Below are 26,227 nucleotides of genomic sequence, written 5' to 3'. Positions count from 1 at the left end.
CCTGCCGTCAGCCCTCGTCACCGACGAAGCGATAGCCGACGCCCGGCTCCGTACGGATGATCTGCGGATCGGCCGGATCGCGCTCGATCTTGCCGCGCAGCTGGCCGATGAAGACGCGCAGATAATGCAGGTCTTCGCCGTGCGCGACGCCCCAGACCGAGGTAAGCAGCGTCTTGTGGGTGACGACACGGCCGGCGTGATGCGCCAGCATCACCAGGAGGTCGTATTCCTTTGGCGTCAGCCGGACGGGCTCGCCGTCCTTCGTCACCACCCGCTTGATCGTGTCGATCGAAACACCATCGGCGGAAAGCTGCGTGTGGCCACCTTCCATCTGCACCCGGTGGCGAAGGGCCGCACGGATGCGGGCCGTCAGTTCGCCGATACCGAAGGGCTTTTCGATGTAGTCGTCGGCGCCGAGATCGAGTGCTGCGATCTTTTCGCTTTCCCGGTCGCGGGCCGACAGGATGATGATCGGTACCTGCGACCAGCCGCGCAGGTTGGCGATGACCTCCTTGCCATCCATATCGGGCAGGCCGAGATCGAGGATGACGACATCCGGCGCCATCGTCGCCGCCGCCTTCAGCGCCTCGGCGCCGGTCATCGCCTCGCGAACGTCATAGCCGGCAGCACTCAGCGCGGGTTTCAGGAAACGCTGGATCTGGGGCTCGTCGTCGACGACGAGGATACGCTCCACGCTCATGCACGGTCCTTTTCGGAGATTTCAGCCTTGGCGGCGGGAAAGCGCATGGAAATGCGCGTGCCGCGGCGGCGAAGCGCCGGGCTCTCCGCCTTGATCTGCCCGCCCATCGCTTCGACGAAGCCCTTGGCGATCGACAGTCCCAGCCCCGTTCCCGGAGTGCGGCCATCCGCCTTGCCGCGGCGGAAGAATTTCTCGAAGACCTGCTCGAGGTCCCGCGGCGGAATACCCTTGCCGAGGTCGGTCACTGACAGCACGATCTCGTTGCCGTCGGTACGGGCATAGATGCTGATCGGCTCTTCGCCGCCATATTTGTTGGCATTGTCCAGCAGGTTGAAGAGCACCTGGCCGAGCAGCACGCTGTCGCCCCGCATCAGGGGCAAGTCAGGGGCGATGCTGGTTTCGATCTCGCGCTCGGGAAAATATTTGCGAGCGCGATCGACCGCCGCCCGCACCACGTCGGCGACATCGACCCAATCGCGCTTGGCATTGACGGTACCGGCCTCGATGCGCGTCATGTCGAGCAGGTTGGCGACAAAGCGCGTCAGCCGACCGCCCTCCTCCTCGATCGACTGCAACAGGTCGTCGCGGCTTTCCGGCGGCATGCGATCACCGAGCTGGCGCAAGCTGGTGACGGCGCCGGTAATGGTCGCAAGCGGGGTTCTCAGATCATGCGAAATGGATGAAAGAAGGGCAGCGCGGAAGCGCTCGCCCTCGAGCTTTGCGGCCTGGTCGAGGCTTTCGCGTGACAGGCGGGCGCGGTCGACGGCGATCGCCGTCTGGTCGAGGATCGCTGCCAGCGCCCGCTCCTCGTTGATCTCCAGTGGCTTGTCGGCCTGGACGAAGCCGCAGACGCCGACGACGCCGTGCGGGCTCGTCAGCGGCCGGAAATGGAAAGGGCTGTTCGGCAGGGTTCCCGTGCCGTTGCCGGCCGGCTCGCGTTTGTCCATCGCCCAACGCGCCGCCATGATGTCGGTGACGTCGAGCTCGGTGTCCGGCGGCCAGGCGGCTTTCAGCTGCAGGTCTCCGTCCTCAGGCAGAAGCAGCGCTGAACTGCGTTTCAGCGTCGACTGCATCTGCGTCACCGCCGCCCAGAGCACGTCGTCGGCCTTGGCGGTGCCTGATAGCTTGCGCGAAAAATCATAGAGCGCCTGAGTCGCGGCGGCGCGCTGGCGGGCGGTCTTTGCCTGCTCCCGTACCCGCGATGCCAGGCTGCCGGCAAGGGCTGCGGCAGCGAGGAAGACGACGAGCGCAAAAACCTCGTGCGGCTCGGCGATGGTGAAGGTGCCGGTCGGTTTGATGAAGAAGAAGTTATAGGCGAGCACCGAAAAAAGTGCTGCCGCGATTGCCGCGATGTGACCGGCATAGGTCGCCGAGGCCAGCACCGCGAGCAGATAAAGCAACGAGATGTTGGGCAGGACGACGAAACGGCCAAGCAGCAGGCCGACGGCGGTCGAGACGACGACCGACCCGGCGGCGATGCCGATCGCGCGCCCACTTCCCGGCGGCAGCGTCCGTTTCATCTTCGTTCGCCGTTTGACGGGCACCGTCTCGCGATCGGTCACAAGGTGAATGCCGATGCCGGACACGCGCTCGGCCAAGGCGTCGGGAAGCGACTGGCGAAACAGCCGCATCGGGAACGGCTGGCGGCGCGCGCCGATGACGATCTGCGTCGCGTGTTCCCGGCGCGCCAGCTTCAGGATTTCCTCGACGAAGTCGTTGCCGATAATACGGCGCGTCTCGGCGCCGAGACGTTCGGCAAGACGGAAGGTTTCGTCGAGCCGGCGCACGTCTTCGCCATCGCCGCTCTCGCGGTCGGCGCGCTCGATGAAGACGACGATCCAGGGGGCATTCAATCCTTCGGCGAGCCGGCTTGCCGTGCGCACGACCTTTTCGGACAACGGGTCCGAACCAATGCAGACGAGCAGCCGCTCGCCGCTTGCCCAGATGCCTTCGATGGCGTTCTGCTTGAGATAGTCGACCATCTGGTCGTCGACCCGGTCGGCTGTCCGCCTGAGCGCCAGTTCGCGCAGTGCCGTCAGGTTGCCAAGGCGGAAGAAGCGGTCGACGGCGCGCTGTGCGCTGTCGGGCAGATAAACCTTGCCCTCCTTCAGCCGCTCGATGAGCTCGGCCGGCGACAGATCCACAAGTAGTACGTCGTCAGCGCGCTTCAATACGGTATCCGGCACCCGTTCGCGCACGGGTACACCGGTGATCTGGGCGACGATATCCGAGAGGCTTTCGAGATGCTGGATGTTGAGCGCCGTCCAGACATCGATGCCGGCGGCGATCAGTTCCTCAACATCCTGATAGCGCTTGGGGTGCCGGCTTTCGGCCGGATTGCTGTGGGCCAGTTCGTCGACGACGATGATCCGGGGACGCCGCGCGAGGGCCGCATCCAGGTCGAACTCGGAAAGCATTCGGCCGCGATGGTTCACATCGCGGCGCGGCAGTATCTCCAATCCGTCAATGAGCGCAGCGGTCTCGCTGCGCCCATGCGTCTCCACCAGCCCGACGACGATATCGACACCGTCATCCTTCAGCCGGCGGGCCCGCGACAACATCGCATAGGTCTTGCCGACGCCGGGAGCGGCACCGAGGAATACGGTCAGTTTTCCCCGGCGGTCCTGCGCGGCAAGCGCCAGCAATGCGTCTGGATCCGGGCGACTTTTGGCGTCGCGTTCACTGTCGGGCATTCATGATCTCAGGCGTGATCGATTCTAATAGCTTAGAGCGGGATGCGGGCGGAATACCGCAAGCACTTTTCCGCATCCCGCTCTAGGTTCGAGGCGCATCAAGGGCCAGGTTGAGTTCTAGCACATTGACGCGCGGCTCGCCTACGACCCCGAACAGCCGATCCTCCGTCGCCTTGGCGACCAGAGCGGCGACATCCGCTTGGCTCAAGCCCCGCGCCTTGGCGACGCGGGCGACCTGGGCTTCGGCGAAGGCCGGCGTGATATGCGGGTCGAGCCCGGAACCTGACGTGGTTGCCGCATCCGCCGGAATTTCTCCCGCAAGGCCGGCAGCTTTCAGGCGCTCGACATCGGCTGCGACACGGTCCCTGAGCTTGACCGAGGTGGTACCGAGGTTGGAGCCGCTCGAAGCCCCCGCGTTATAGGCGTCCGGACCGGTCGCGGAGGGCCGCGGCCAGAAGTATTTGTCGGAAGTAAAGTTCTGGCCGATGAGGGCGGAACCGATGAGGGTACCGTCCTTCTCGATGAGGCTGCCATTTGCCTGCGCGGGCATCAGCACCTGCGACGCGCCGGTGATCGCAAAGGGATAGGCAAGGCCGGTGATCGCGGTAAGTAGCACGATCATGACGATGGCGGGGCGAAGTTGGTTCAGCATGGTTACACCAGATTGAGTGCGTTGACGGCGAGGTCGACGAGCTTGATGCCGGCAAAGGGCAGGACAATGCCGCCGAGGCCGTAGACAGCCAAGTTGCGGCGCAGAAGGGCAGCCGCACCGACCGGCCGGTACTTGACGCCCTTCAGCGCCAGCGGGATCAGCGCGACGATGATGAGCGCGTTAAAGATCACCGCCGAGAGGATCGCCGATTGCGGCGAGGCGAGGCCCATGACGTTGAGCGTGGCAAGGGCCGGATAGGTGGTGATGAACAGCGCCGGGATGATGGCGAAGTACTTGGCCACGTCGTTGGCGATCGAAAACGTCGTCAGCGACCCGCGGGTCATCAGCAGCTGCTTGCCGATCTCGACGATCTCGATGAGCTTCGTCGGACTGGAATCGAGGTCCACCATGTTGGCGGCCTCGCGGGCGGCCTGGGTCCCCGTCTGCATGGCGACGCCGACATCGGCCTGGGCGAGTGCCGGCGCGTCGTTGGTGCCGTCGCCGCACATCGCGATCAGGCGGCCGCCCTGCTGCTCCTTGCGGATATAGCCAAGCTTGTCCTCCGGGGTGGCTTCGGCAAGGAAGTCGTCGACGCCGGCTTCGGACGCGATGGCGGCCGCGGTCACCGGGTTGTCGCCGGTGACCATCACCGTGCGGATGCCCATGGCGCGAAGAGCGGCGAAGCGCTCCTTGATGCCGGGCTTCACCACATCCTTCAGATGGATGACGCCGAGCAGGCGCGGACCATCGGCAACGGCGAGCGGCGTGCCGCCGGTGCGGGCCACCTGGTCGACGGCGCGGCGAAACTCGTTCGGCACGTTCTCGTCGCGGATACCGGTGAACTTCAGGATCGAGTCGACGGCGCCCTTGCGCAGCCGGCGGCCGCCGAAGTCCACGCCCGAAAGCCTCGTTTCCGCAGCGAAGGGAATGACCGCGTCGATCCGGGTCGCGCCGGCCCGGCTTGCGCCGCCGCCGACGGCGAGCGCCAGGACCTCGCCCTTGTCGGACGCGGGCAGCGACACATCCGGCGTCTGGCGGCCAAATTCACCGGTGGCAAGCGCCGCGATCGAGCGGCCCTCAGGCGTTTCGTCGGCAAGGCTTGCAAGCAGTGCCGCATCGGCAAGCTCGGCCTCGGTGACGCCGGGCACCGGCATGAAGTCGGCCGCCATGCGGTTGCCGAAGGTGATGGTGCCTGTCTTGTCGAGCAGCAGCGTATCGACGTCGCCAGCGGCCTCGACAGCGCGGCCGGAGGTGGCGATGACATTGAAGCGCACCAGACGGTCCATGCCGGCGATGCCGATGGCTGAAAGCAGGCCACCGATCGTGGTCGGAATCAGGGTGACGAGCAGGGCTGCGAGCACGGTAACCGAGAGCACGGTACCGGAATAGCCGGCGAGCCCCCAGAGCGTGACGACGGCCACCAGGAAGATCAGCGTCAGGCCCGAAAGCAGGATCGACAGGGCGATCTCGTTCGGGGTCTTCTGGCGCTGCGCGCCCTCGATCAGCGCGATCATGCGGTCGACGAAAGTGTCGCCGGGTGCCACGCCGATGCGGATCTTGATCCAGTCGGACAGCACCTGCGTGCCGCCTGTGACGGCCGAGCGGTCGCCACCGGATTCACGGATGACGGGCGCCGATTCACCGGTGATGGCGCTCTCGTTGACAGAGGCGACACCCTCGACGACTTCGCCATCGCCGGGGATCAGTTCGCCAGCCTCGACGAGCACGAGGTCGCCGACCTTCAGCGATGTCGCCGGGATCGTCTGGGTCTCGCGGCCTTCGTCGGCAACGAGCTTGCGCGCCGTCAGTTCGGATTTGGTGCGGCGCAGGCTGTCGGCCTGGGCCTTGCCGCGGCCTTCGGCGACGGCTTCGGCAAAGGTGGCAAAAAGCACCGTGAACCACAGCCAGACGGCGATCTGGCCGGAGAACAGCGGGCTGCCTGTGCCGGTGGCGATGTCGCGCACGAAGAGACCGGTGACCACGGCTGCGACCACTTCGGTGACGAAGATCACCGGATTGCGCACGAGCTGGCGCGGGTCGAGCTTGATGAACGCCGCCTTGATCGCCGGCAGCAGGATCGCCGGGTCCAGAAGACTGGGTGCGATAGGTTTGGAAGACATGTGTCGAATTCCTTTAGAAGGTCTGACCGGCAAGCATCGAGAGATGCTCGACGATGGGACCGAGCGCGAGCGCCGGGAAGAATTGCAGCCCGCCGAGAATGAGGATGATGCCGACAAGCAGGCCGACGAAGAGCGGCGTGTCGGTCGGGAAGGTACCCTTGGACGCCGGCACACGGGTCTTCACCGCGATCGAACCGGCGATCGCCATGACCGGAACCGCATAGGCGAAGCGGCCGAGCAGCATCGCGAACCCGAGCGTCGTGTTGTACCAGGGTGTGTTGCCGGTGAGCCCGCCGAAAGCCGAGCCGTTGTTGCCGGCCGCCGACGTGAAGGCATAGAGGATTTCAGACAGGCCGTGCGGGCCCGCCGTGCCGATGCTTGCGACGGCAAAGGGCAGCATCGCGGAGACGGCGGCAAAGCCGAGGATCGTCACCGGCAGAATGAGGACGGCAAACATCGCGTATTTCATCTCGCGGGATTCGATCTTCTTGCCGAGCAGTTCCGGCGTGCGGCCGACCATCAGGCCGGCAACGAAGACGGCGAGGATCGCAAAGACCACCATGCCGTAGAGACCGGACCCGACGCCGCCCGGCAGGACTTCGCCAAGCTGCATCAGGAACATCGGCACGAGACCGCCGAGGCCCGTCAGCGAGCCGTGCATGCCGTTGACGCCGCCATCCGACAGACCGGTGGTGACAGCCGCATAGAGCGCCGTCATCGCCTGGCCGAAGCGGACTTCCTTGCCTTCCATGTTGCCCTGGGCGGCATCGAGGCCAAGGGCGGTCAGGATCGGGTTGCCGTGGGCTTCCGCCCAGTAGACGACCGCAACGCCTGAGATCAGCAGGATCGCGGTGACGGCGATGAAGGCCCAACCCTGGCGGCGGTTACCGACCATCTGGCCAAACGTGTAGACGAGCGCCGCCGAGATCGACAACATAGCGAAAATGTTGAGATAGTTGGAGAAAGCCGTCGGGTTCTCGAAGGGATGGGCGGCATTGACGTTGAAGAAGCCACCACCATTGGTGCCGAGCTGCTTGATCGCTTCCTGACTGGCGACAGGGCCGAGCGAGATCGTCTGCTTGGCGCCTTCGAGCGTGGTTGCCGACAGATCGGCGTGGAAGGTCTGCGGCAAGCCGGTCCAGACCATGGCAAGGGCCATGACGACGGCGATCGGCAGCAACACGTAAAGCGTCGAACGGGTGAGATCGACCCAGAAGTTGCCGACGGTCGAGGCGTTCGAGCGGGCGAAGGCGCGGGTGACGGCAAGCGCCATGGCGATGCCGGTCGCGGCGGAGACGAAGTTATGCACCGTCAGGCCGGCCATCTGGCTGAAATGGCTGAGCGTGGTTTCGCCACCGTAGTTCTGCCAGTTGGTGTTGGTGACGAAGCTGACCGCCGTGTTGAAGGCGAGATCGGACGGCATGCCCGAGAAGCCCTGCGGGTTCATCGGCAGGTAGGCCTGCAGCCGGAGGATCGCATAGAGCGAGACAAAGCCGGCGAGGCTGAAGGCGAGCATCGACATCGTGTAGGCGAGCCAGCCCTGTTCCTTCTTCGGATCGACACCGGCGGCAAGATAAAGGCCGCTTTCGACGGGACCGAGGACGGGTGAAAAAACGTTGCGTTCACCGGAGAAGACCCGCGCCATATAAAGCCCCAGCGGCTTGATGACGATCAGGACGGCGATGAAGAGGAGGCTGATCTGCAGCCACCCGATGATAGACATGAGATTACTCCGCTAAGGGCGGCCGGACGGCGCAAAGGCGCCCGGCTGATGCGAACGGCCAACGGGTTCGATCCCCGTCAACCGGGTCAGAACCGTTCCGGGCGAACGAGGGTGACGACGAGGTAGGCCGCAAGACCGACGGCGACGGCAAGACCGAGCAGGGCTTCGAACATGACGCCCTCCTAAAGCCGGCTCAGCGCGCGCGCATAAAGCGCGAACACGACAAAGCCGCCGATTCCGGCGGCAAGAAAAAGAACATCGGACATGCAAATTCTCCGGACTGTTGAAGTCCGGATCTTGCGCCCGCAGCGGGTCAATTATCGATTGCGATGGTCGGAAGGAGGCATAAGGAAAAGATAAAGACGCCCGCAAAGATCCGTTCGGGAGCGCGGGAGGCGACCTTCATAGGCGCGGGACCGGTCCGGTATCGGCCTATCTGCCACAAGCTGAAGAGATCCCGAGGCCGCCCACATGCGACCGCCGGTTCGGCAAAAGAGCACCTAGCCCTTGATAATCTCGTTCACGCTCGTTTCGGTGGGCGTGGTGGCTTCGCGCATCCATTCGCGCCAGATCGCAACGAGCAGCGCCATCAGCACCGGACCGACGAAGAGGCCGAGGAAACCCATGGTCTTCACGCCGCCCACGAGGCCGAAGAAGGTCGGCAGGAAGGGAAGCTTGATCGGGCCGCCGACGAGGCGCGGACGCAGCGTCTTGTCGACGATGAAAAGTTCGGTCGTGCCCCAGGTGAACAGCGCCAGGCCATGAATGGGCGAACCGCTGGCGACGAGATAGACCGAGACCAGCGTGAAGCAGAGCGGCGCGCCACCGGGGATCAGCGCCATCAGGCCGGTGATGATGCCGAGCGTGACCGGCGACGGCACGCCGGCAAGCCAATAGGCGACGCCAAGCACGATGCCTTCGCCGATGGCGATGATGCCCATGCCGGTGACCGTCGAGCTGATAGTCAGCGGCACGACGCGGGACAGCCGTTCCCAGCGCATCGGGAAGATGCGCTCGCCGAGCTTGTCGAGTTGGCCGGAGAAGGACTGCCCATCGCGATAGACGAAGAACAGCGTGATCAGCATGAACAGCAGCGTCAGGAAGGCATGGAACGTCGAGGCACCGACGACCAGAACGCCGCGGTAGATATTGCCGATGTTGGAGCCGCTGACGAGCTGGACCAGTTCGCCGAGCGCGCCCGGATGGCCGATATGCTTGACCCATTGCTCGCCAAGCCAGACACCGGCGATCGGAATGCTCGACAGCCATGCGGGCACGACGGCACCGTTGGCATTGGTCTCGACGGCCCAGACGACCCAGTCGCGCACTTCGTCGACCGCATAGACGGCGGCAATCGAGATCGGCACGACGATGAAGGAGATGACGCAGACGATCGCGATGGTGGCGGCAAGCGTCCGGTTGCCGTTCACACCGGCGAGCAGCCGGCGATAGATCGGCCAGCTGGCAAACCCGATGACGACAGCGGCCAGAACCGGAACGACGAAACCATGGAAGAAATAGACGCCGGCGAGCAGAACGAAGACCAGCATCCAGCGGGCAGCGGTCATGGGGCCGACAAGGGCATGGCGCGAAATGGCAGTGTGCCCGAGGAGCCGTGGCTCCACGGCGAAATTCTCTCGTTCGCGATTACCCAATTGCACCAATGATCCTCCGTCTTCCGACGAGCTTACAGCAAACCCGCGGCCTTGCCAGCCACTCTGACACCGCGCGCCGCCCCTTTGCCCCTGCTTTACGGTAGTTTCAGGGCCGTGGCCGACGCTAGCGGCGGGACATGACAGAAAAATTTAGGAGGGTTCAAGAGCCCCCGGCTTTCTTTCGATAAAGCCGGTCATTCCGCCGCAGGTTTTGCAGCCATACGCGCAGGCTGTGCGCGATCGACGAAGACTGAGGCGAGAAAGATACCGAAGCCGGCAACGCCGAGAACGGCACCGACGAGACCGGTGGAGGTCCAGCCATAACCCGCAGCGATCGAAACGCCGCCGAGCCAGGCGCCTAGCGCATTGGCGAGATTGAAGGCGGAGTGGCTAAGGGCAGCAGCCAGCGTCTGGGCCTCGCCGGCGACATCCATCAGCCGGGTCTGCACGCCCGGGACGACGGCAAAGCCACCGCCGATGAAGAGCACGTTGACGATGGCGATCCACGGATTGCCCATGGTGAAATAGAAAAGCACATAGGCAAAGATGTTGAAGACGATGGCGATACCGATCGCCGGCATCAGCGCCCAGTCGGCAAGCCGCGCCCCGACGATGTTGCCGAGGATCATGCCGGCACCGAAGACCGAAAGCATGATCGGCACATTACCAAGCGAAACACCTGCGACTTCGGTCAGCGCCGGTGTGATGTAGCTGAAGACGGCGAACATGCCGCCACAGCCGATGGCGCAGATGCCGAGCATCAGCCAGACCTGCAGCTTGCCGAGCGCACCCAGCTCGCGAAGCGGCGTCGCCTTCGGGTTGCCCTTGTCCCGCGGTACGTGGGCGAAGGTGAGCGCCATGGTCAGGAGGCTGATGGCGCCGACGATGGCAAACGCGGAGCGCCAGCCGAGCGCCTGGCCGAACCAGGCGACGAGCGGCGTGCCGAAGAGAGTGGCGATGGTCAGTCCCATCATCACCCGGCCGACGGCGCGGGCCCGCTGGTTCGGCGCGGCAAGGCCGGCCGCCACCAGGGCAGCCACGCCGAAATAGGCGCCATGCGGCAGCCCGGCGAAGAAGCGCGCGGCAATCAGCGTGTAGAAATCCGGAGCGACGGCGCTCGCGAAGTTGCCGACGGCAAAAACCAGCATCAGGACCAAAAGCACCCGGAAGCGCGAGAAGCGGGCGGCAAGCACCGCGATCAGCGGCGCACCGACGACGACGCCGAGCGCATAGGCGCTGATGACCGCACCAGCCTGGGGCACCGATACCGATACGTCTTCGGCGACTTGCGGCAGGAGACCCATGATCGCAAACTCGCCGGTACCGATCCCGAAGCCGCCGACGGCGAGCGCCACTTCGGCGGCAGAAACACGGGCGCGGCGCGGATCGACGGCAGAGGAGAAGGCTTCGTCACACATGGGCTCACTCATGGGCAATGGCCAGTGTCGCCGTGCCTTGCGGCCGGAGAAAAATCTGGGGGATATGTCGGCGGATGTTGGATTGGACCAACGGGGATATGCTGCAATGCAATACAGGCTTTTCCTGCGGCAGGCAAAGCTTTTGCGGTTCTCGTCATACTTTTTCGCAAGGCTCGCAGAAGCCTGTTAACCGTAAGCTCAGTTGACGTTTACGTCAAAGTTATATAATTCCGAATCTCAGCTTGAAGAGGTGTCGCAAAAGCATCATCCTCATCGGCGTGAGAGGATCGGGAGGGATTTTCTCAGGCCGCATCAGGCCAGCCTGTGGCGACCAGAGGGAGAGAGGTCATGGCGGAAGTCAGCGCACAACAGACGGGTATCAGCCCAGGCAAGATCTGGCTGAAATCCTATCCACCCGGAATAGCCGCCGAAATTGGCCCCCTGCCCTACAAGTCGATCGGCGAATTCTTCGACCACGCCGTTGCCCGCTATTCGAGCCGTCCGGCCTTCACCTGCATGGGCAAGACGCTGACCTTTGCCGACCTCAACGCCCAGTCCGCCAGGATCGGCGCCTGGCTGCAATCGATCGGCCTCGCCAAGGGCGACCGCGTCGCGGTGATGATGCCGAACATCCTCCAGAACCCCGTGATCGTCTACGGCATCCTCAGGGCCGGCTTTACCGTCGTCAACGTCAACCCGCTCTACACGCCGCGCGAACTGCAGCACCAGCTCACCGATTCCGGCGCCAAGGCGATCTTCGTTCTGGAAAACTTCGCGCACACCGTGCAGCAGGTGGTCGACAAGACCGCGGTTAAGCACGTCGTCGTCGCGACCATGGGCGACATGCTGGGCCTGAAGGGTGCGATCGTCAATCTGGTGGTCCGCCGCGTCAAGAAACTCGTTCCCGCGTGGTCGATTCCCGGCCACCTCTCGTTCAAGGACGTTCTTTCCAAGGGCGCGCGAGCCAAGCTGACGAAGCCCAACATCGCCGCGAGCGACGTCGCCTTCCTGCAATATACCGGCGGGACGACGGGCGTCTCGAAGGGCGCGACGCTGACCCATTCCAACCTCTTGTCGAACATGGCGCAGATGGAAATCTGGTTCCAGACGGCGTTCCGCTCGCGCACCCGGCCGGACAATCTCGTCTTCATGTGCGCGCTGCCGCTCTACCATATCTTCGCGCTGACCGTGAATTCGCTGATGGGCCTTGCCACCGGCGGCAACAACATCCTGATCCCCAATCCCCGCGACATCCCGGGCTTCGTCAAGGAACTCGGCAAGCACAACACCAATATCTTCCCGGGCCTCAACACGCTGTTCAACGCGCTGATGAACAATGCGGAGTTCCAGAAGCTCGATTTCTCGTCGCTGATGTTGACCTTCGGCGGCGGCATGGCGATCCAGCGCCCGGTTGCCGAACGCTGGAAGCAGATGACCGGCTGCTCGATCGCCGAAGGTTACGGCCTGTCGGAGACCTCGCCGGTGGCAACAGCCAACATCCTCGACGCGACCGAGTTCACCGGCACGATCGGCATGCCCATCCCGTCCACCGACGTCGAGATCCGCGACGACCAGGGCAATACGCTGGCGATCGGCGAAGTCGGCGAGATCTGCATCCGCGGGCCGCAGGTGATGGCCGGCTACTGGCAGCGGCCGGACGAGACCGCCAAGGCGATCTCGCCGGATGGCTTCTTCCGCTCGGGTGACATCGGCTTCATGAACGCCGACGGCCTCGTCAAGATCGTCGACCGCAAGAAGGACATGATCCTGGTCTCCGGCTTCAACGTTTTCCCGAACGAGATCGAGGAAGTGGCGATGACCCATCCGGGCATCCTCGAATGCGCGGCGATCGGCATTCCGGACGAGCATTCCGGCGAAGCGGTCAAGCTCTTCGTCGTCAAGAGGGATGCAGCACTGACGGAGGAAGAGGTCAAGCGCCACTGCGCCGCCAACCTCACCAACTACAAGCGTCCGCGTTTCGTCGAATTCCGCACCGAACTGCCGAAGACCAATGTCGGCAAGATCCTGCGCAAGGATCTGCGCGGATAAACTACTCCGAAATTCAAACGATTTAAAAAATCCTGAAAACCGCCGCCTCGGCGGTTTTCCAGTCTTGATTTGGTCCACTTAAAGCGAATAGCTACGCAGGCGATTGTCCGACACCCCTGTCCGACCAAGGAGCCCCGCGATGAAAGCGCTTGTCGACCAACTCAAAGCCACCGCCGCTCAAACCAACGCAACCGATATCCGCGCGGCCTTCGCCGCCGACGCAGAACGTTTCGCGCGTTTCAGCACCACGCTCGGCGACCTGCTGCTCGACTATTCGAAATGCGCCGTCAACGACAAGGTGCTGGACGGACTGGAGGCGGTCGCCAGGGCCGCCAAGGTCGAGGAGAAGCGGGACGCCATGTTCCGCGGCGACATCATCAACATCACCGAGGAGCGCGCCGTGCTGCACACGGCGCTGCGCAACCGCGGCAACCGCCCGATCCTCGTCGACGGCAAGGACGTGATGCCCGATGTCAACGGCGTGCTTGCCGCCATGGGCGCCTTTGCCGACGGCATCCGCTCGGGCGCGCTGAAAGGTGCGACCGGCAAGAAGATCACCGACGTCGTCAACATCGGCATCGGCGGCTCGGACCTCGGTCCTGTCATGGCGACGTTGGCGCTTGCGCCCTTCCACGACGGCCCGCGCCTGCACTTCGTTTCCAACATCGATGGCGCCCATATCGCCGATACGCTGAAGCTGATCGATCCGGAAACCTCGCTCTTCATCATCGCCTCGAAGACCTTCACCACCATCGAGACGATGACCAACGCGGCGACCGCCCGCGCCTTCATCGCCGATAAGCTCGGCGAGGCTGCCGTCGGCCATCACTTCGCAGCCGTTTCGACCGCGCTCGACAAGGTCGCCGCCTTTGGCATCGACCAGGCCCGCGTCTTCGGCTTCTGGGATTGGGTCGGCGGGCGCTACTCGATCTGGTCGGCGATCGGCCTGCCGCTGATGATCGCCGTCGGCAAGGAGAATTTCGGCCGCTTCCTCGATGGCGGCCACGCCATAGACGAACATTTCCGCACCGCACCGATCCGTCAGAACATACCGGTCCTGCTCGGCCTTCTCGGCTTCTACCATCGCAACGTGCTCGGCTACCCGTCGCGGGCGATCCTGCCCTATGACCAGCGCCTGTCGCGCTTCCCCGCCTATCTGCAGCAGCTCGATATGGAATCGAACGGCAAGGCGGTGACGCTTGAGAGCACGCCGGTCGAATACTCGACCGGCCCGGTCGTCTGGGGCGAGCCCGGCACCAACGGCCAGCACGCCTTCTACCAGCTGATCCACCAGGGCACGGACGTCATTCCCGCCGAGTTCATGATCGCCGCCAACGGCCACGAGAAGAACCTGCGTCACCAGCACGAGCTGCTGATCGCCAATTGCCTGGCCCAGTCGGAAGCGCTGATGAAGGGCCGCACGCTCGCGGAAGCCAAGGCGCAGCTGACCGCCAAGGGTATGGCCGATTCCAAGGCCGACAAGATTGCGCCGCACCGCGTCTTCACCGGCAATCGCCCGTCGCTGACGATCGTCTATGACCAGCTCGATGCCTTCGCGCTCGGCCGCCTGATCGCGCTTTACGAGCACCGCGTCTTCGTCGAGGGCGCGCTCTTCAACATCAATTCCTTCGACCAGTGGGGCGTCGAGCTCGGCAAGGAGCTGGCGACCGGCCTGCTTCCCGTCGTCGAAGGTAAGGAAAGCGCCGAAGGTCACGATTCGTCGACGGCGGGTCTGGTGGCAGCCTTGCTGAAAGCCGCCCATTAAACAAATCCGCAGGGTTCTCCCCGGAACCGCACCGCTGAAGACGATAGAGGCCTGAGGCGCTTTTCGCGCCTCGGGCCTCGTGATTTTGCACAACCCGGCAACGTCGTGGCGCCGGGTTTCAGCACCTCCATCAGATCGAGCTTCAACAGCAGCGGAAAATAGTCCGTGTCCGACCCCATCTGCATCCGGGCATTGACCATGACCTTTCGGCAACGTCCGGAGAACCGGCCGACAGGCTGCCGCGGTTAGGCTCGCCCCGTTTCGAGCGTGCGATCTTTTCCTGCAACAGCCGCAAACGCGCGGCATCCGCTTCGGCGAGAGCCAGGAGATAGAGCGTTTCTCCCGGTGGCACGCGGCTCCCGAGCGCCGCAGCCGGCACACTGCCCGCGTGGACGTTGAGCGCATAGCTCTGGCTTTCCGCAGGCGCGCTCCCCTCCTGCCAGGAAAGCTCCAGGGCCGCATCCAACATCACAATTGACGGCAATTATTTATTGTTTTACGATAAAAATACAAGTGAAACGATAAGGGACTTTGTATGACGAACTCCGCCGAGAGGCTGCGCAAGCTCAGCCGCTTCATGAAGCTCATGATCATATTGTGCGGAGCGTTGTTCTGTTCGGCGGTCGTCTACACGCATTGGCAGATCTTCTTCGACCGGCAAGGCTTCGAACAGGGCGTTCGCGACATCGTCTTCCCTCGGGTCGAGATCATCACTCTGTCCTATCGAGCCATCGGGACCGTCGCCTTTCTGACTGCGATCAACAACGCGCTCGTCATTGCCGGCCTCGCATTCGCCTGGCAGCTTTTCGACAGCTTCCAGCGCGGCGAGATCCTGTCCGGCCGCAATGGCGTGCTGTTGCGGCGGGTGGGACTGACCGCCCTTTTCGGCTCGCTGTGCATGACCGTCAGCAATGGGATCGGCATCCTCGCTGTCACCTATGACAACCCGGGCACCACGGGACATGCGGTGATGTTCGACATCAATGGCGGCACGATGATCGTGCTTCTGATGGCCGGGCTCGTCGTCGGCCTCGGCCATGTCATGGTCATCGCATCGGGGGTCGAGGCGGAGAACAGGAGCTTCGTCTAGCGCATGCCGATTGTCGTCAATCTCGATGTGATGCTGGCGAAACGCAAGGTTCGTTCACGCGATCTTGCCGAACAGGTGGGGATCACCGAGCAGAACATCTCGCTGCTGAAATCCGGAAAAGTGAAGGGCGTGCGCTTCGACACGCTGGAAAGGATCTGCGCAGCACTCGACTGCCAGCCGGGCGATATCCTGGAATACCGCCCGGACCCGGACTAACGATCAAAGACCGATTTCATGCTTCCACGGCGGGTTGGCGCCTGCGCGCGAGACCGTGACGGCCGCCGCCTTGGCGCCGAGCGCCAGCGCGTTGCGAACGGCGGTTTCAGTGAGGCCGGCGACATCGGCCTTGCTCAGGAGACCGGCGAGCTTCAGCGATGCCAGCACGCCGGCATCGAAAGTGTCGCCGGCACCGACCGTATCGACCACGGTCACGCGCTCACCGGCAACCTCGACCTTGTGGCGGGCGGTATAACCGACGGCGCCATCGGCGCCCTTGGTAATCAGCACCAGCTTCGGGCCGCGCCTCAGCCATTCGGCCGCGAGATCGTCGTGACTTCCCTCCATGCCGAACCAGGCGAGATCCTCGTCGGAGAACTTGATGATATCGGACATCGCCGCCATGCGGTTCATGCGGGCGAGATGAGCCTCTCGGTCCTTGATGAAACCGGGGCGGATATTCGGATCGAAAGAAATGACCCGCTTTTCATGCTCGCGCGTCATCAATGCTTCGTAGGTCGAGCCGCAGGGCTCGGGGATGAGGCTGATCGCGCCAAAATGCAGTGCCTCACAGAAATCGCCGAGCGTTGGCAGGTGCTCGCGGGTGATCATGCGGCCGGCAGTGTTTTCATCGAAGAAGGCGTAGCTGGCATGGCCGTTGACCAGCTTGACGAAGGCAAGCGTCGTGTGCAGCGACAGCGTCGCGCAGGGGCCGAAATCGACATTCGCTGCCTTCAGCGTGTCGCGCAGGATATCGCCGAACATGTCGTCGGAGAGACCCGTGAAAAATCCGGTCTGGATGCCGAGGCGGCCAAGGGCGATCGCCGTGTTGAAGATCGCGCCGCCGGCATAGGGCGCAAAGGCACTCTCGCCCGCGGTCGTGTCCCGCGGCAGCATGTCGATCAGCGCTTCTCCGCAGCATACGATCATCGGCTTATCCTCCTCGACAGATTTTCAATCGATTTAAAAATTATGACTGAAGACGCTACGAGGCCCCGGCAGAACCGGGGCCTCGCCAGAGATTACGCCAAGGCGCTGACGCCGCCGTTGCGGCCCGACCAGGCGAGCGGCGCGTTGAGGAAGGCCTCGACCTCACCGAGCGTCTTTTCGTCGAACAGCTTCTGCTCGCGGGCGACCGCAAGCACGTTGCGCCATGTGGCGATCCAGTGCAGGTCGACGCCCTTGCCTTTCATCTCGCCGACCGCTTCCGGGAAGATGTCGTAGTAGAAGAGCGCAATGCCGTGGTCGACGATGCCACCGGCTGCGCGGATCGCGTCGATGAACTTGAACATCGAGCCACCAGCCGTCGTCAGGTCCTCGATGACGAGAACGCGGGCGCCTTCCGGCATATGGCCTTCGATCTGGGCGTTGCGGCCGTGGCCCTTGGGCGCCTTGCGCACATAGATCATCGGCAGACCGAGACGTTCGGCAAGCATGGCGGCGAAGGGAATGCCGGCGGTTTCGCCGCCTGCAACCACGTCGAACTTCTCAAAACCGGCTTCGCGCAGGATCGACGCTGCAGCAAAATCCATCACCGCCGAACGGATGCGCGGATAGGAAATCAGCTTGCGGCAGTCGATATAGACGGGGCTCGCCATGCCGGACGACAGCTTGTAGGGCTTGTCGGCGCTGAAATGCACGGCCTTGATCTCCCAGAGCATCTTGGCGACCAGCTCGGCCATGACGGCCTTGTCGGTGAACGCGTTGGAAAACATCAAACTCTCCTTCAAAACTTCAAGCGATCAAACGACGGCCCAGTGCAGCGGGAACATCGGATCGAAGACGGTGACCGGACCGGCACCGGTCTCGATCTTCTTGGGATAAGTGACAGCCTCTGCCTGTTTCCTGAGCGTGATCGTTTCCTCGTTCACCGGCAGCCCGTACCAGGCGGGACCGTTCAGCGAGGCGAAGGTTTCGAGCTTGTCGAGCGCGCCCTCCTCCTCGAACACATGCGCCAGGCAGCTCATGGTGTTGATCGAGGTGTAGATGCCGGCGCAGCCGCAAGCGCATTCCTTCAGCGGATCGACGTGCGGTGCGGAGTCCGTGCCGAGGAAGAAGCGCTTGTCGCCGGAGACGGCAGCCGCGCGCAATGCCAGGCGGTGGTTCTCGCGCTTGGCGACCGGCAGGCAGTAATAGTGTGGCTTAATCCCACCGACGAGAAAGGCGTTGCGGTTGATGATCAGGTGATGGGTGGTGATCGAACCTGCAAGGTTCGCCTTCGACGCCTTGATGTAGTCGATGCCGTCCTTGGTAGTGACGTGCTCCATCGTCACCTTCAGTTCCGGCAGGCGCTTGCGCAAGGGATCGAGCACGGTCTCGATGAACACGGCCTCGCGGTCGAAGATGTCGACATCAGAGCTGGTGACTTCGCCATGCACGCAGAGCGGCAGGCCGATCTTTGCCATGCGCTCCAGCACCGGCATCGCCTCGTCGATGTTGCGCACGCCGCAGTGCGAGTTGGTCGTCGCACCTGCCGGGTAGAGCTTGACCGCCTTGACGAGACCGCTCTTGTGGCCGGCTTCGACGTCGTCGGGATTGGTGCCTGCGGTCAGGTAGAGCGTCATCAGCGGCTCGAACCGGTCCCCGGCCGGGATCGCCGAGACGATACGTTCGCGATAGGCGGAGGCGTCTGCGGTCGTGACGACAGGCGGCACCAGGTTGGGCATGATGATCGCGCGGGCGAAATGGCGGCTGGTATCGGCGATAACGCCCTTCAGCATGTCGCCGTCGCGCAAATGAAGGTGCCAATCATCCGGGCGGCGGATAACGAGGTCTTGCATGGTCAGCGTTCTCCTAGGTCAGAGCAGGCGCAGACGGAAAACCGCAGCCCCGGGCTCGCGCCCGATCCGCGCGCGCAGCTTTGCGAGCCGGCGGGTACGCGGGTGGCGGGCGGTTTCTCATGTGGTGGAACCGCGTCTCGATATCACCAATGCGCCCGCAAACACAATCCGCAATCCGACCATCGCTCAGAAATCCGCAAGCACCAGATCCGCCGCCCGCTGATGGTCGACCACGCGATGCGCGTTCGGGATGTCGTTACCGAGAGCCTTGCGCTTCGCCGCCTCCTCGTCATAGCCGTGATCGGACCAGCGCTGCAAAAGCCGCCGCTCCAGTTCTGCCACGCCGGGATTGATGAAGATCGAGAAATCGAAGGCGCCTTCGAGCCCGTCCCACGGCGCCTCGTCGAGCAGCAGGTAGTTGCCCTCGACCAGGATGATGCGGGTCTCGGGCGCAACGATCCTGGCAGAGGCGATCGCGATCTCGCGCGAGCGGTCGAAGACCGGAACCAGCACCTCGCCGTCATTGGCGCGCACCGCGGCGACCGTCGAAAGAAAAGCCCTGACGTCGAATGTCTCCGGCGACCCCTTCCGTGGGAGGAGACCTTTTTCCTCAAGAACGGCATTGTCCATGTGGAAGCCGTCCATCGGCAGAACCGCCGCCCTTTCGCCGCCGGCAACCAGGGTTTCGGCCAGCGCCTCGGCCAGCGTCGACTTCCCGGCACCGGGCGGCCCGGCGATGGCGACGACGAAGCGGGCGGCACCAGCCGCCCGTTTCAGGATTTCGTTTGCAATCGGCTCGACATTCATGCCGCAAGCGCCTCGCGCGGCGGCTCCTTCGCCCCGGTCATGAAGGCAACCGCATCCGACATCGTATGCTCCTTCGGATTGATGACACAGAGCCGCTTGCCGAGACGGTGAACGTGGATGCGGTCGGCCACCTCGAATACATGCGGCATGTTGTGCGAGATCAAGACGATCGGCAGGCCGCGCGAGCGCACGTCGAGGATCAGCTCCAGCACCCGCCGGCTTTCCTTGACGCCGAGTGCCGCCGTCGGCTCGTCCATGATCACCACCTTGGAGCCGAAGGCCGCGGCCCGCGCCACGGCCACGCCCTGGCGCTGGCCGCCCGAGAGCGTTTCCACCGCCTGGTTGATGTTCTGGATCGTCATCAGCCCGAGCTCGGACAGTTTCGCCCGCGCCCGCTTTTCCATTTCCGCGCGATCGAGGGTGCGGAAGAGCTTGCCCATGATGCCAGGTTTGCGGATTTCGCGGCCGAGGAACATGTTGTCGGCGATCGACAGCGCCGGCGACAGCGCCAGGTTCTGATAGACCGTTTCGATGCCGGCTGTTCGCGCTTCCATCGGCGAACGGAAGTTGATCAGTTGGCCCTCAAGCCGGATCTCGCCCTCATCCGGCGTGATGGCGCCGGAGATCGCCTTGATCATCGAGGACTTGCCGGCACCGTTGTCGCCAATCACGGCGAGGATCTCGCCGGGATAGAGATCGAAATCGGCATGATCGAGGGCGGTGACGCGACCGTAACGCTTGACCAGGCCGCGCGCGGTGAGAATGGGTTCCTGAGCCATCAGCCTGCTACCTTTCTGATCCATTGGTCGATTGCGACGGCGGTGATGATCAAGACGCCGGTGAGGAAGACTTTCCACTGCGGATCGGCGCCGAGCATGTTGAGCCCCATGGAGACGACGCCGACGATCATCGCGCCGATCAGTGTGCCGAGGATCGACCCGCGGCCGCCGAAGAGCGAGATGCCGCCGATAACAGCTGCGGTGATGGCCTGCAGATTGTAGTCGGTGACGGCTGCAGACGGCGAGATCGAGCCGTTGCGGCCGATCGAGACCCAGGCGGCAAGTGCCGCGATCAGGCCGGCAAGCGTATAGGCACTCAGAAGCACGCGGCTGGTGCGGATACCCGAGAGCTTCGCCGCCTCCGGATCGTCGCCAACGGCATAGAGGTGGCGGCCCCAGGCGGTGTGATTGAGCGCGTACCAGAGGCCGAAGACCAGCACAACCATCATCACCACGCCGAGCGTGAAGACGGCGGAGCCCACCTTGAAGCTGACGCCGAAGAGGTGGAGCATCTGGGTGACGGCCGTTACGTCGGCCTCGCGGATCGTCGCGTTGGCCGAATAGATGAAGTTCGTCGACATGATGACATACCAGGTGCCGAGCGTGACGATGAACGGCGGAAGCTTGACCCTGGAGACGAGGAAGCCGTTGAGGAAGCCGCAGGCGCCGCCGACGACGAAGCCGATGAAGATCGCGATCGGTGCCGGAAGGCCGTAGGTGACGGCGCAATTGCCCATGATCACAGCCGACAGCACCATGATGACACCGATCGAAAGATCGATGCCGGCGGTCAGGATCACCAGCGTCTGTGCGGCACCAAGAATGCCGACGATGGCGATCTGCTGAAGGATCAGGGTCAGGGTGTAGGACGAGAAGAACTTACCCCCGATGGCGATGCCGAAGATCAGGATCGCTGCAATCAGCACGATGAACGGCACGGCGGCCGGCGTCGAATGCAGGAAATGCTGGATCTTCTGGACCGCTGTCTTGTCATGCGTATCGAACGACGCGACCTGCGTCGAACTGTTGACCAGGACTTTTTCGAATTCCTGGGATGGCTGCGCGGCTGTGTTGGGCTCGCCCATGGACCTTCCTCCCGTGAACCCCACTCCCAAGGGGTTGCGATGGTGTCGTGCACAGCCCGCCCACAATGACGCGGGCAATAGCACTCTTTAAAAGCTGCGCGGTTTTCGTCGCCTTGTCAAAGACATCGGCGCTTACGCGAAGGGCGGCCGGGGCCGCCCTTCCGTTGCCTTTACATGGTGACGGTAGAAGGCGGGCAATCAGCCCCAGCACTTCTCCGTGCCGACCTTGGTATCGATCGATTCGACGCCGGCTGCCGGCTTGTCGGTGACGAGCGAGACGCCGGTATCGAAGAAGTCCTTGCCTTCCGTCGGCTTCGGCTTCTCACCGGTGTCGGCGAACTTCTTGATCGCCTCGATGCCGAGAGCCGCCATCATCAGCGGGTACTGCTGCGAGGTTGCGCCGATGACACCTTCGGCGACCGACTTGACGCCCGGGCAACCGCCGTCGACCGAAACGATCAGCACGTCCTTTTCCTTTCCGACGGCCTTCAGCGCCTGATAGGCGCCGACGGCGGCCGGCTCATTGATGGTGTGGATGACGTTGATATCCGGATCCTTCTGCAGAAGGTTCTCCATCGCCTTGCGGCCACCTTCCTCGTTGCCGTTGGTGACGTCGTGGCCGACGATGCGCGGATCGTCCTCGTCGCCGATCTTGTTCGGATCCTTCGTGTCGATGCCGAAGCCCATCATGAAGCCCTGGTCACGCAGAACGTCGACTGTCGGCTGCGACGGCGTCAGGTCGAGGAAGCCGATCTTGGCGGTCTTGGCACCATCACCCATGGTGGCGGCGGCCCATTGGCCGATCAGCTTGCCGGCGAGCAGGTTGTCGGTGGCAAAGGTCGCATCGGCGGCGGTTGCCGGATCGAGCGGCGTGTCGAGCGCGATCACGAGCAGACCGGCTTCCTGCGCCTTCTTGACCTGATCGACGATCGCCTTGGTGTCGGAGGCGGCGATCAGGATGCCTTTGGCACCGTCTGCAATGCAGGATTCGACCGCAGCCACCTGGCTGTCATGGTCGCCGTCGATCTTGCCGGCATAGGACTTCAGCGTCACGCCGAGTTCCTTGGCCTTGGCAGTCGCGCCCTCTTTCATCTTGACGAAGAAGGGATTGGTGTCGGTCTTGGTAATCAGGCAGGCGCCGACATCGGCGGCTTGCGCGGGCATGGCGAAGACAACGCCAAGCGACAGCGCGCCAAAAGCAGCGGAAAGAACAGTCTTCTTCATGAAATCCTCCCAAGGATTGAAAATCGTGCCGGCGGACCGGCCCTGGCTACACCACCGCAGCATTCTCCTCCGCTGCAACTGGCGCTTCCGAGACAAAAACAAACACTAAATTTCCGGGGTGTCAATAAATAAATCAAATTGAATTATTATTTCGATGTGGCATTGTTGGGATGACAGCGCTCCACCGGAGGATTGGCGCGCCGACCAAATTGACAGAGCCGCGACAAGTGGAAACAAGAGACCTGCGCCAAGCGGGCGGCAGAACGGGATGAGGAACTATGCAGGCGGTTTGCGCCCGCATCCCGCTCACATAATCCAATGCCAACGGGAGGAGACGGTGGCATGTCACTGACAGACGGCCCCGACCGGGGACCGACGCAACCTGAAGTCATCGATCCGAGCGGCGGCGCCAACCAGACGCGCGTGCGCGCCTATAACGAACGGCTGGTCATGTCGCTGGTCCGGCGCCACGGCGGCCTCTCCAAGGCCGACATTGCCCGGCGCTCCGGCCTGTCGGCGCAGACCGTTTCGGTGATCATGCGCGCGCTCGAAAGCGACGGCCTTCTGGTCAAAGGCGATCCCGTCAGAGGCAAGGTCGGCCAGCCCTCGACGCCGATGCGGCTCAACCCAGACGCGGTCTATTCCTTTGGCGTCAAGATCGGCCGGCGCAGCGCCGATCTGGTGCTGATGGATTTCGTCGGCAACATCCGGCTGCATCTGCACCACGTGCATGCCTACCCACTGCCCGGCGACCTCGTCGATTTCATCATTTCCGGCATGGCGAAGCTCGAACAGCAGCTTGGCCCCGACCAGCGCAAGCGCATCGCCGGCATCGGCATCGCCACCCCCTTCGAGCTCTGGAACTGGGCCGAAGAAGTGGGCGCGCCGCGCGAAGAGATGAACAGGTGGCGCGACGTCGACCTGCAGGCGGCGGTCGCTGCCCGTACCACCTATCCGGTGTTTCTGCAGAACGACGGCACCAGCGCCTGCGGTGCCGAGCTCGCCTTCGGCGTCGGCGCCAGCTATCCGGATTTCGTCTATTTCTATATCGGCTCGTTCATCGGCGGCGGTGTTGTGCTGAACTCCGCACTCTTCTCCGGGCGAACAGGAACGGCTGGCGCCGTCGGTCCGCTGCCGGTCTCGGGCAAGGACGGCAAGACCATCCAGCTGCTCAAGATCGCCTCGGTCTTCGTGCTCGAAAACCTCTTGCGCGAACGCGGCATCGATCCGCGGCCGCTCTGGTACTCGGCCGACGACTGGATCGACTTCGGCGAACCGCTCGACATCTGGATCGACGACTGCGGCGCAGCCCTCGCCCAGGCCGTCGTCTCCGCCGTTTCGATCGTCGACTTCTCGGCCGTCGTCATCGACGGCGGCTTCCCGCCCTGGGTGCGGGCGCGGTTGCTTTCCGCCACGCGCAAGGCGCTCTACGACCTCGACCTTCAGGGCGTGACTATTCCCGAACTGGTGGAAGGCATGGTCGGCAGCCATGCGCGCGCCATCGGCGGCGCGAGCCTGCCGCTCTTTTCCCGCTACCTGCTCGACACCAATGTCCTCTTCAAGGAGCTCGGCTGATGCTGAAAGGCCTAAACCCGATCCTCAGTCCCGAACTGCTCGCAACGCTGCGAGCGATGGGCCACGGCGACGAGATCGCGCTGGTGGATGGCAACTACCCCGGCCAGGAACATGCGCGCCGTCTCATCCGGCTCGACGGGCACCCGCTGATCCCCGTGCTCGACGCTATCTTGAGCGTCTTGCCGATCGACGATTTTGTGCCCGAGGCGATCTTCCGGGCCACTGTCAAACAGGACAAGGACACGCTCGACCCGGTCCACCAAGAGATCGTAGCGTGCTGCGGCAAGCACGAACCGAACCGCCGCGTTGTGCCTCTGCTCGGCGCCGATTTCTATCCGCGCGTCAGGGCCGCCCACACTGTGGTCCAGACGAGCGAGCCACGGCTTTACGGCAACGTCATCCTGCGTAAGGGCGTGATTTATCCCTAAGACTTCGCACACAACGAAAAAAGCCCGCCGGCGAACCGGCGGGCCTTGCATTTCATCAAGTGAAATCCGCGCCTCAGGCGCCGCGCTTGTCGATCGACAGCGCGCCCGGGCCAAAGGCGGCGAGCACGAGGAAACCACCGGCGACCGAGATGTTCTTCATCATCATCAGGCTGTTGAAGACGCTCAGCAGGCCGTTGGCTTCCGGCGGGAAGGTCGGAATGTTGATCGCACCGCTATGGAAGACGAAGGCGGTCACGAGCGTGAAGGCCGCCAGCAGGTAGGCCGCAATCTTCGTCTGGAAACCGACGAGAACGGCAAGACCGGCAACCAGTTCGAAGGCGCCGGCGAGATAGGCAAGCAGCGTCGGCGCGGGCCAGCCGGCACCGGTGATCATTCCGGCGGTCGCCGACGGATCGGTGAGCTTGCCGAAACCGGCCGTGATAAACATGATCGAAAGCAGGATGCGTCCGACGAGGACGACAACATTCTGAGACATGGAAGACTCCTGTGAGAAACGGTTCGTTGGCAACAGAAGTATCAGTATTTTCAAAATCATCTAGCCGTTGCGCGGGCGACAGATCGTTCACAAAAATGAAACGCCGATGACGCATCGTCAACCTTCTATCGGCCACTTCTCGACGCAGGACTGCAAGACAATGCGGAACTACAACGACGACGCCTCGTTCTTTTATGTTGCAACGACGGAGCGGCTGGGCGAAGAATTTCGGCGCGGCAGGGGACGCCGCGCGGGGGAATGTCATGAACGAAATCAACAGGAGCCCGGCATTCTGGCGCTCGTTTCCGATCTTTGAAGAATTCGACAAGGACGCTATCGCCGAACTTGCCAATATCGCAACCTATCGGAAATGGCCGGCCGGCACCGTGATCTTCCAGCGCGGCGACGAAGGCAACTACATGATTGTCGTCATCTCCGGGCGCATCAAGCTGTCGCTGATCACGCCGCAGGGCCGCGAACTGATGCTGCGCCAGCACGAAGCCGGCGCGATCTTCGGCGAGATGGCGGTGCTCGACGGTCAGACCCGTTCGGCCGATGCGACCGCCACGACCGCCTCCGAGGGCTATGTAATCGGCAAGAAGGCCTTTCTCGACATCGTCACCAATCGACGGGAGGCGGCCGAAGCGGTCATCCGCTTTCTCTGCGCCCAGCTTCGCGACACGACGGAGCGGCTGGAAACCATCGCGCTTTACGACCTCAACGCCCGGGTGGCGCGCTTCTTCCTCGCGACCCTCCGGCAGATCCACGGCAACGAATTGCCGGAAAGTGCCAATCTCAGGCTGACCATGAGCCAGACGGACATCGCCGGCGTGCTCGGCGCCAGCCGACCCAAGGTCAACCGCGCCATCCAGTGGCTTGAGGAGAGCGGCGCGATCAAGCGCAACGAAGGCATCATCGCCTGCAAGGTCGGTCGCCTGCAGAGCATCGCTGACCCCGAGGAGGACTAGACCG

24 protein-coding genes are annotated in these 26,227 nt (G+C 63.4%); 8 read left to right on the top strand and 16 right to left on the bottom strand.

Annotation, left to right across the window (positions count from 1 at the left end):
* Positions 1-7: 7 nt before the first annotated feature.
* The 8 genes from AC3WVQ_RS00640 to AC3WVQ_RS00605 form a co-directional block, all read right to left on the bottom strand.
* Positions 8-700, bottom strand: a complete 693-nt coding sequence (locus tag AC3WVQ_RS00640; protein ID WP_090295038.1) for a response regulator — start codon at positions 698-700, stop codon at positions 8-10.
* Positions 697-3,393 carry a DUF4118 domain-containing protein gene (locus AC3WVQ_RS00635; RefSeq protein ID WP_090295039.1) on the bottom strand — a complete coding sequence of 899 codons (2,697 nt, stop codon included), beginning with the start codon at positions 3,391-3,393 and terminating at the stop codon, positions 697-699. Before AC3WVQ_RS00635 ends, AC3WVQ_RS00640 begins: the two co-directional genes overlap by 4 nt.
* An 82-nt stretch (positions 3,394-3,475) precedes the next feature.
* Positions 3,476-4,045, bottom strand: coding sequence for a potassium-transporting ATPase subunit KdpC (gene kdpC / locus AC3WVQ_RS00630; protein ID WP_060581843.1), 570 nt, complete (start codon positions 4,043-4,045; stop codon positions 3,476-3,478).
* 2 nt (positions 4,046-4,047) lie between these two features.
* A complete protein-coding gene (gene kdpB / locus AC3WVQ_RS00625; RefSeq protein ID WP_110818535.1) occupies positions 4,048-6,165 on the bottom strand; it encodes a potassium-transporting ATPase subunit KdpB in 2,118 nt (705 codons plus the stop codon).
* A 13-nt stretch (positions 6,166-6,178) separates the two neighbouring features.
* Positions 6,179-7,888 carry a potassium-transporting ATPase subunit KdpA gene (gene kdpA, locus AC3WVQ_RS00620; protein ID WP_060522356.1) on the bottom strand — a complete coding sequence of 570 codons (1,710 nt, stop codon included), beginning with the start codon at positions 7,886-7,888 and terminating at the stop codon, positions 6,179-6,181.
* 86 nt (positions 7,889-7,974) lie between these two features.
* The gene (gene kdpF / locus AC3WVQ_RS00615; protein WP_060522357.1) at positions 7,975-8,061 is read right to left on the bottom strand and encodes a K(+)-transporting ATPase subunit F; all 87 of its coding nucleotides are present in this window, start codon (positions 8,059-8,061) and stop codon (positions 7,975-7,977) included.
* Between the two features lie 327 nt (positions 8,062-8,388).
* Entirely contained in the window at positions 8,389-9,549 is a 1,161-nt protein-coding gene (locus tag AC3WVQ_RS00610; RefSeq protein WP_034797607.1) for an AI-2E family transporter, read from the bottom strand.
* Between the two features lie 188 nt (positions 9,550-9,737).
* The gene (locus AC3WVQ_RS00605; protein WP_060581841.1) at positions 9,738-10,973 is read right to left on the bottom strand and encodes an MFS transporter; all 1,236 of its coding nucleotides are present in this window, start codon (positions 10,971-10,973) and stop codon (positions 9,738-9,740) included.
* 336 nt (positions 10,974-11,309) lie between these two features.
* Between AC3WVQ_RS00605 and AC3WVQ_RS00600 the strand changes: the two genes are divergently transcribed.
* The 4 genes from AC3WVQ_RS00600 (at position 11,310) to AC3WVQ_RS00585 (ending at position 16,081) form a co-directional block, all read left to right on the top strand.
* Complete coding sequence (locus tag AC3WVQ_RS00600; RefSeq protein WP_060522360.1) at positions 11,310-13,010, top strand: long-chain fatty acid--CoA ligase; 1,701 nt, start codon at positions 11,310-11,312, stop codon at positions 13,008-13,010.
* Positions 13,011-13,149: 139 nt separating this feature from the next.
* Positions 13,150-14,775, top strand: a complete 1,626-nt coding sequence (pgi, locus tag AC3WVQ_RS00595; protein WP_034797225.1) for a glucose-6-phosphate isomerase — start codon at positions 13,150-13,152, stop codon at positions 14,773-14,775.
* A 535-nt stretch (positions 14,776-15,310) separates the two neighbouring features.
* Positions 15,311-15,865: a DUF2975 domain-containing protein gene (locus tag AC3WVQ_RS00590; protein WP_060581837.1), complete on the top strand. Its 555-nt coding sequence runs from the start codon at positions 15,311-15,313 to the stop codon at positions 15,863-15,865.
* Positions 15,866-15,868: 3 nt separating this feature from the next.
* Positions 15,869-16,081 (top strand): helix-turn-helix domain-containing protein, encoded by a 213-nt coding sequence (locus AC3WVQ_RS00585; RefSeq protein ID WP_090295046.1) that lies wholly within the window; start codon positions 15,869-15,871, stop codon positions 16,079-16,081.
* Positions 16,082-16,084: 3 nt separating this feature from the next.
* On the opposite strand, the gene AC3WVQ_RS00580 is transcribed toward AC3WVQ_RS00585, so the two are convergent.
* The 7 genes from AC3WVQ_RS00580 to AC3WVQ_RS00550 all read right to left on the bottom strand — a co-directional run bounded on the left by AC3WVQ_RS00580 (position 16,085) and on the right by AC3WVQ_RS00550 (position 22,756).
* Positions 16,085-17,011, bottom strand: coding sequence for a carbohydrate kinase family protein (locus AC3WVQ_RS00580; RefSeq protein ID WP_060581836.1), 927 nt, complete (start codon positions 17,009-17,011; stop codon positions 16,085-16,087).
* 92 nt (positions 17,012-17,103) lie between these two features.
* Positions 17,104-17,796 (bottom strand): orotate phosphoribosyltransferase, encoded by a 693-nt coding sequence (locus AC3WVQ_RS00575; RefSeq protein WP_043618867.1) that lies wholly within the window; start codon positions 17,794-17,796, stop codon positions 17,104-17,106.
* A gap of 27 nt (positions 17,797-17,823) precedes the next feature.
* Positions 17,824-18,861, bottom strand: coding sequence for a dihydroorotase (pyrC, locus tag AC3WVQ_RS00570; protein WP_090295048.1), 1,038 nt, complete (start codon positions 18,859-18,861; stop codon positions 17,824-17,826).
* Between the two features lie 186 nt (positions 18,862-19,047).
* Positions 19,048-19,668, bottom strand: coding sequence for a nucleoside triphosphate hydrolase (locus AC3WVQ_RS00565; RefSeq protein WP_090295050.1), 621 nt, complete (start codon positions 19,666-19,668; stop codon positions 19,048-19,050).
* Positions 19,665-20,447 (bottom strand): ATP-binding cassette domain-containing protein, encoded by a 783-nt coding sequence (locus AC3WVQ_RS00560; RefSeq protein WP_034797240.1) that lies wholly within the window; start codon positions 20,445-20,447, stop codon positions 19,665-19,667. Before AC3WVQ_RS00560 ends, AC3WVQ_RS00565 begins: the two co-directional genes overlap by 4 nt.
* The gene (locus tag AC3WVQ_RS00555) at positions 20,447-21,532 is read right to left on the bottom strand and encodes an ABC transporter permease (protein WP_034797242.1); all 1,086 of its coding nucleotides are present in this window, start codon (positions 21,530-21,532) and stop codon (positions 20,447-20,449) included. The genes AC3WVQ_RS00560 and AC3WVQ_RS00555 overlap by 1 nt, the downstream gene beginning before the upstream one ends.
* 198 nt (positions 21,533-21,730) lie before the next feature.
* The gene (locus AC3WVQ_RS00550; protein WP_034797243.1) at positions 21,731-22,756 is read right to left on the bottom strand and encodes a sugar ABC transporter substrate-binding protein; all 1,026 of its coding nucleotides are present in this window, start codon (positions 22,754-22,756) and stop codon (positions 21,731-21,733) included.
* A 342-nt stretch (positions 22,757-23,098) separates the two neighbouring features.
* On the opposite strand from AC3WVQ_RS00550, the gene AC3WVQ_RS00545 reads away from it, so the two are divergent.
* Both AC3WVQ_RS00545 and AC3WVQ_RS00540 read left to right on the top strand, forming a co-directional pair.
* Positions 23,099-24,331, top strand: a complete 1,233-nt coding sequence (locus AC3WVQ_RS00545; protein ID WP_034797247.1) for an ROK family transcriptional regulator — start codon at positions 23,099-23,101, stop codon at positions 24,329-24,331.
* Positions 24,331-24,759 carry an RbsD/FucU family protein gene (locus AC3WVQ_RS00540; RefSeq protein WP_060519841.1) on the top strand — a complete coding sequence of 143 codons (429 nt, stop codon included), beginning with the start codon at positions 24,331-24,333 and terminating at the stop codon, positions 24,757-24,759. Before AC3WVQ_RS00545 ends, AC3WVQ_RS00540 begins: the two co-directional genes overlap by 1 nt.
* A 73-nt stretch (positions 24,760-24,832) precedes the next feature.
* Here the strand turns inward: AC3WVQ_RS00540 and AC3WVQ_RS00535 are convergent, their stop codons facing one another.
* The gene (locus AC3WVQ_RS00535; RefSeq protein WP_034797251.1) at positions 24,833-25,255 is read right to left on the bottom strand and encodes a DoxX family protein; all 423 of its coding nucleotides are present in this window, start codon (positions 25,253-25,255) and stop codon (positions 24,833-24,835) included.
* A gap of 106 nt (positions 25,256-25,361) precedes the next feature.
* Between AC3WVQ_RS00535 and AC3WVQ_RS00530 the strand changes: the two genes are divergently transcribed.
* Together AC3WVQ_RS00530 and AC3WVQ_RS00525 are read left to right on the top strand one after the other, a co-directional pair.
* Positions 25,362-25,571 (top strand): hypothetical protein, encoded by a 210-nt coding sequence (locus AC3WVQ_RS00530; protein ID WP_143034208.1) that lies wholly within the window; start codon positions 25,362-25,364, stop codon positions 25,569-25,571.
* The gene (locus AC3WVQ_RS00525) at positions 25,519-26,223 is read left to right on the top strand and encodes a Crp/Fnr family transcriptional regulator (RefSeq protein ID WP_034797255.1); all 705 of its coding nucleotides are present in this window, start codon (positions 25,519-25,521) and stop codon (positions 26,221-26,223) included. The genes AC3WVQ_RS00530 and AC3WVQ_RS00525 overlap by 53 nt, the downstream gene beginning before the upstream one ends.
* Positions 26,224-26,227: the final 4 nt, after the last annotated feature.

The organism is Ensifer sp. EB106-05-01-XG146, from assembly GCF_058791875.1.
Note: the sequence above shows the minus strand (reverse complement) of the source record. Positions and strands in the feature narration are given on the sequence as shown.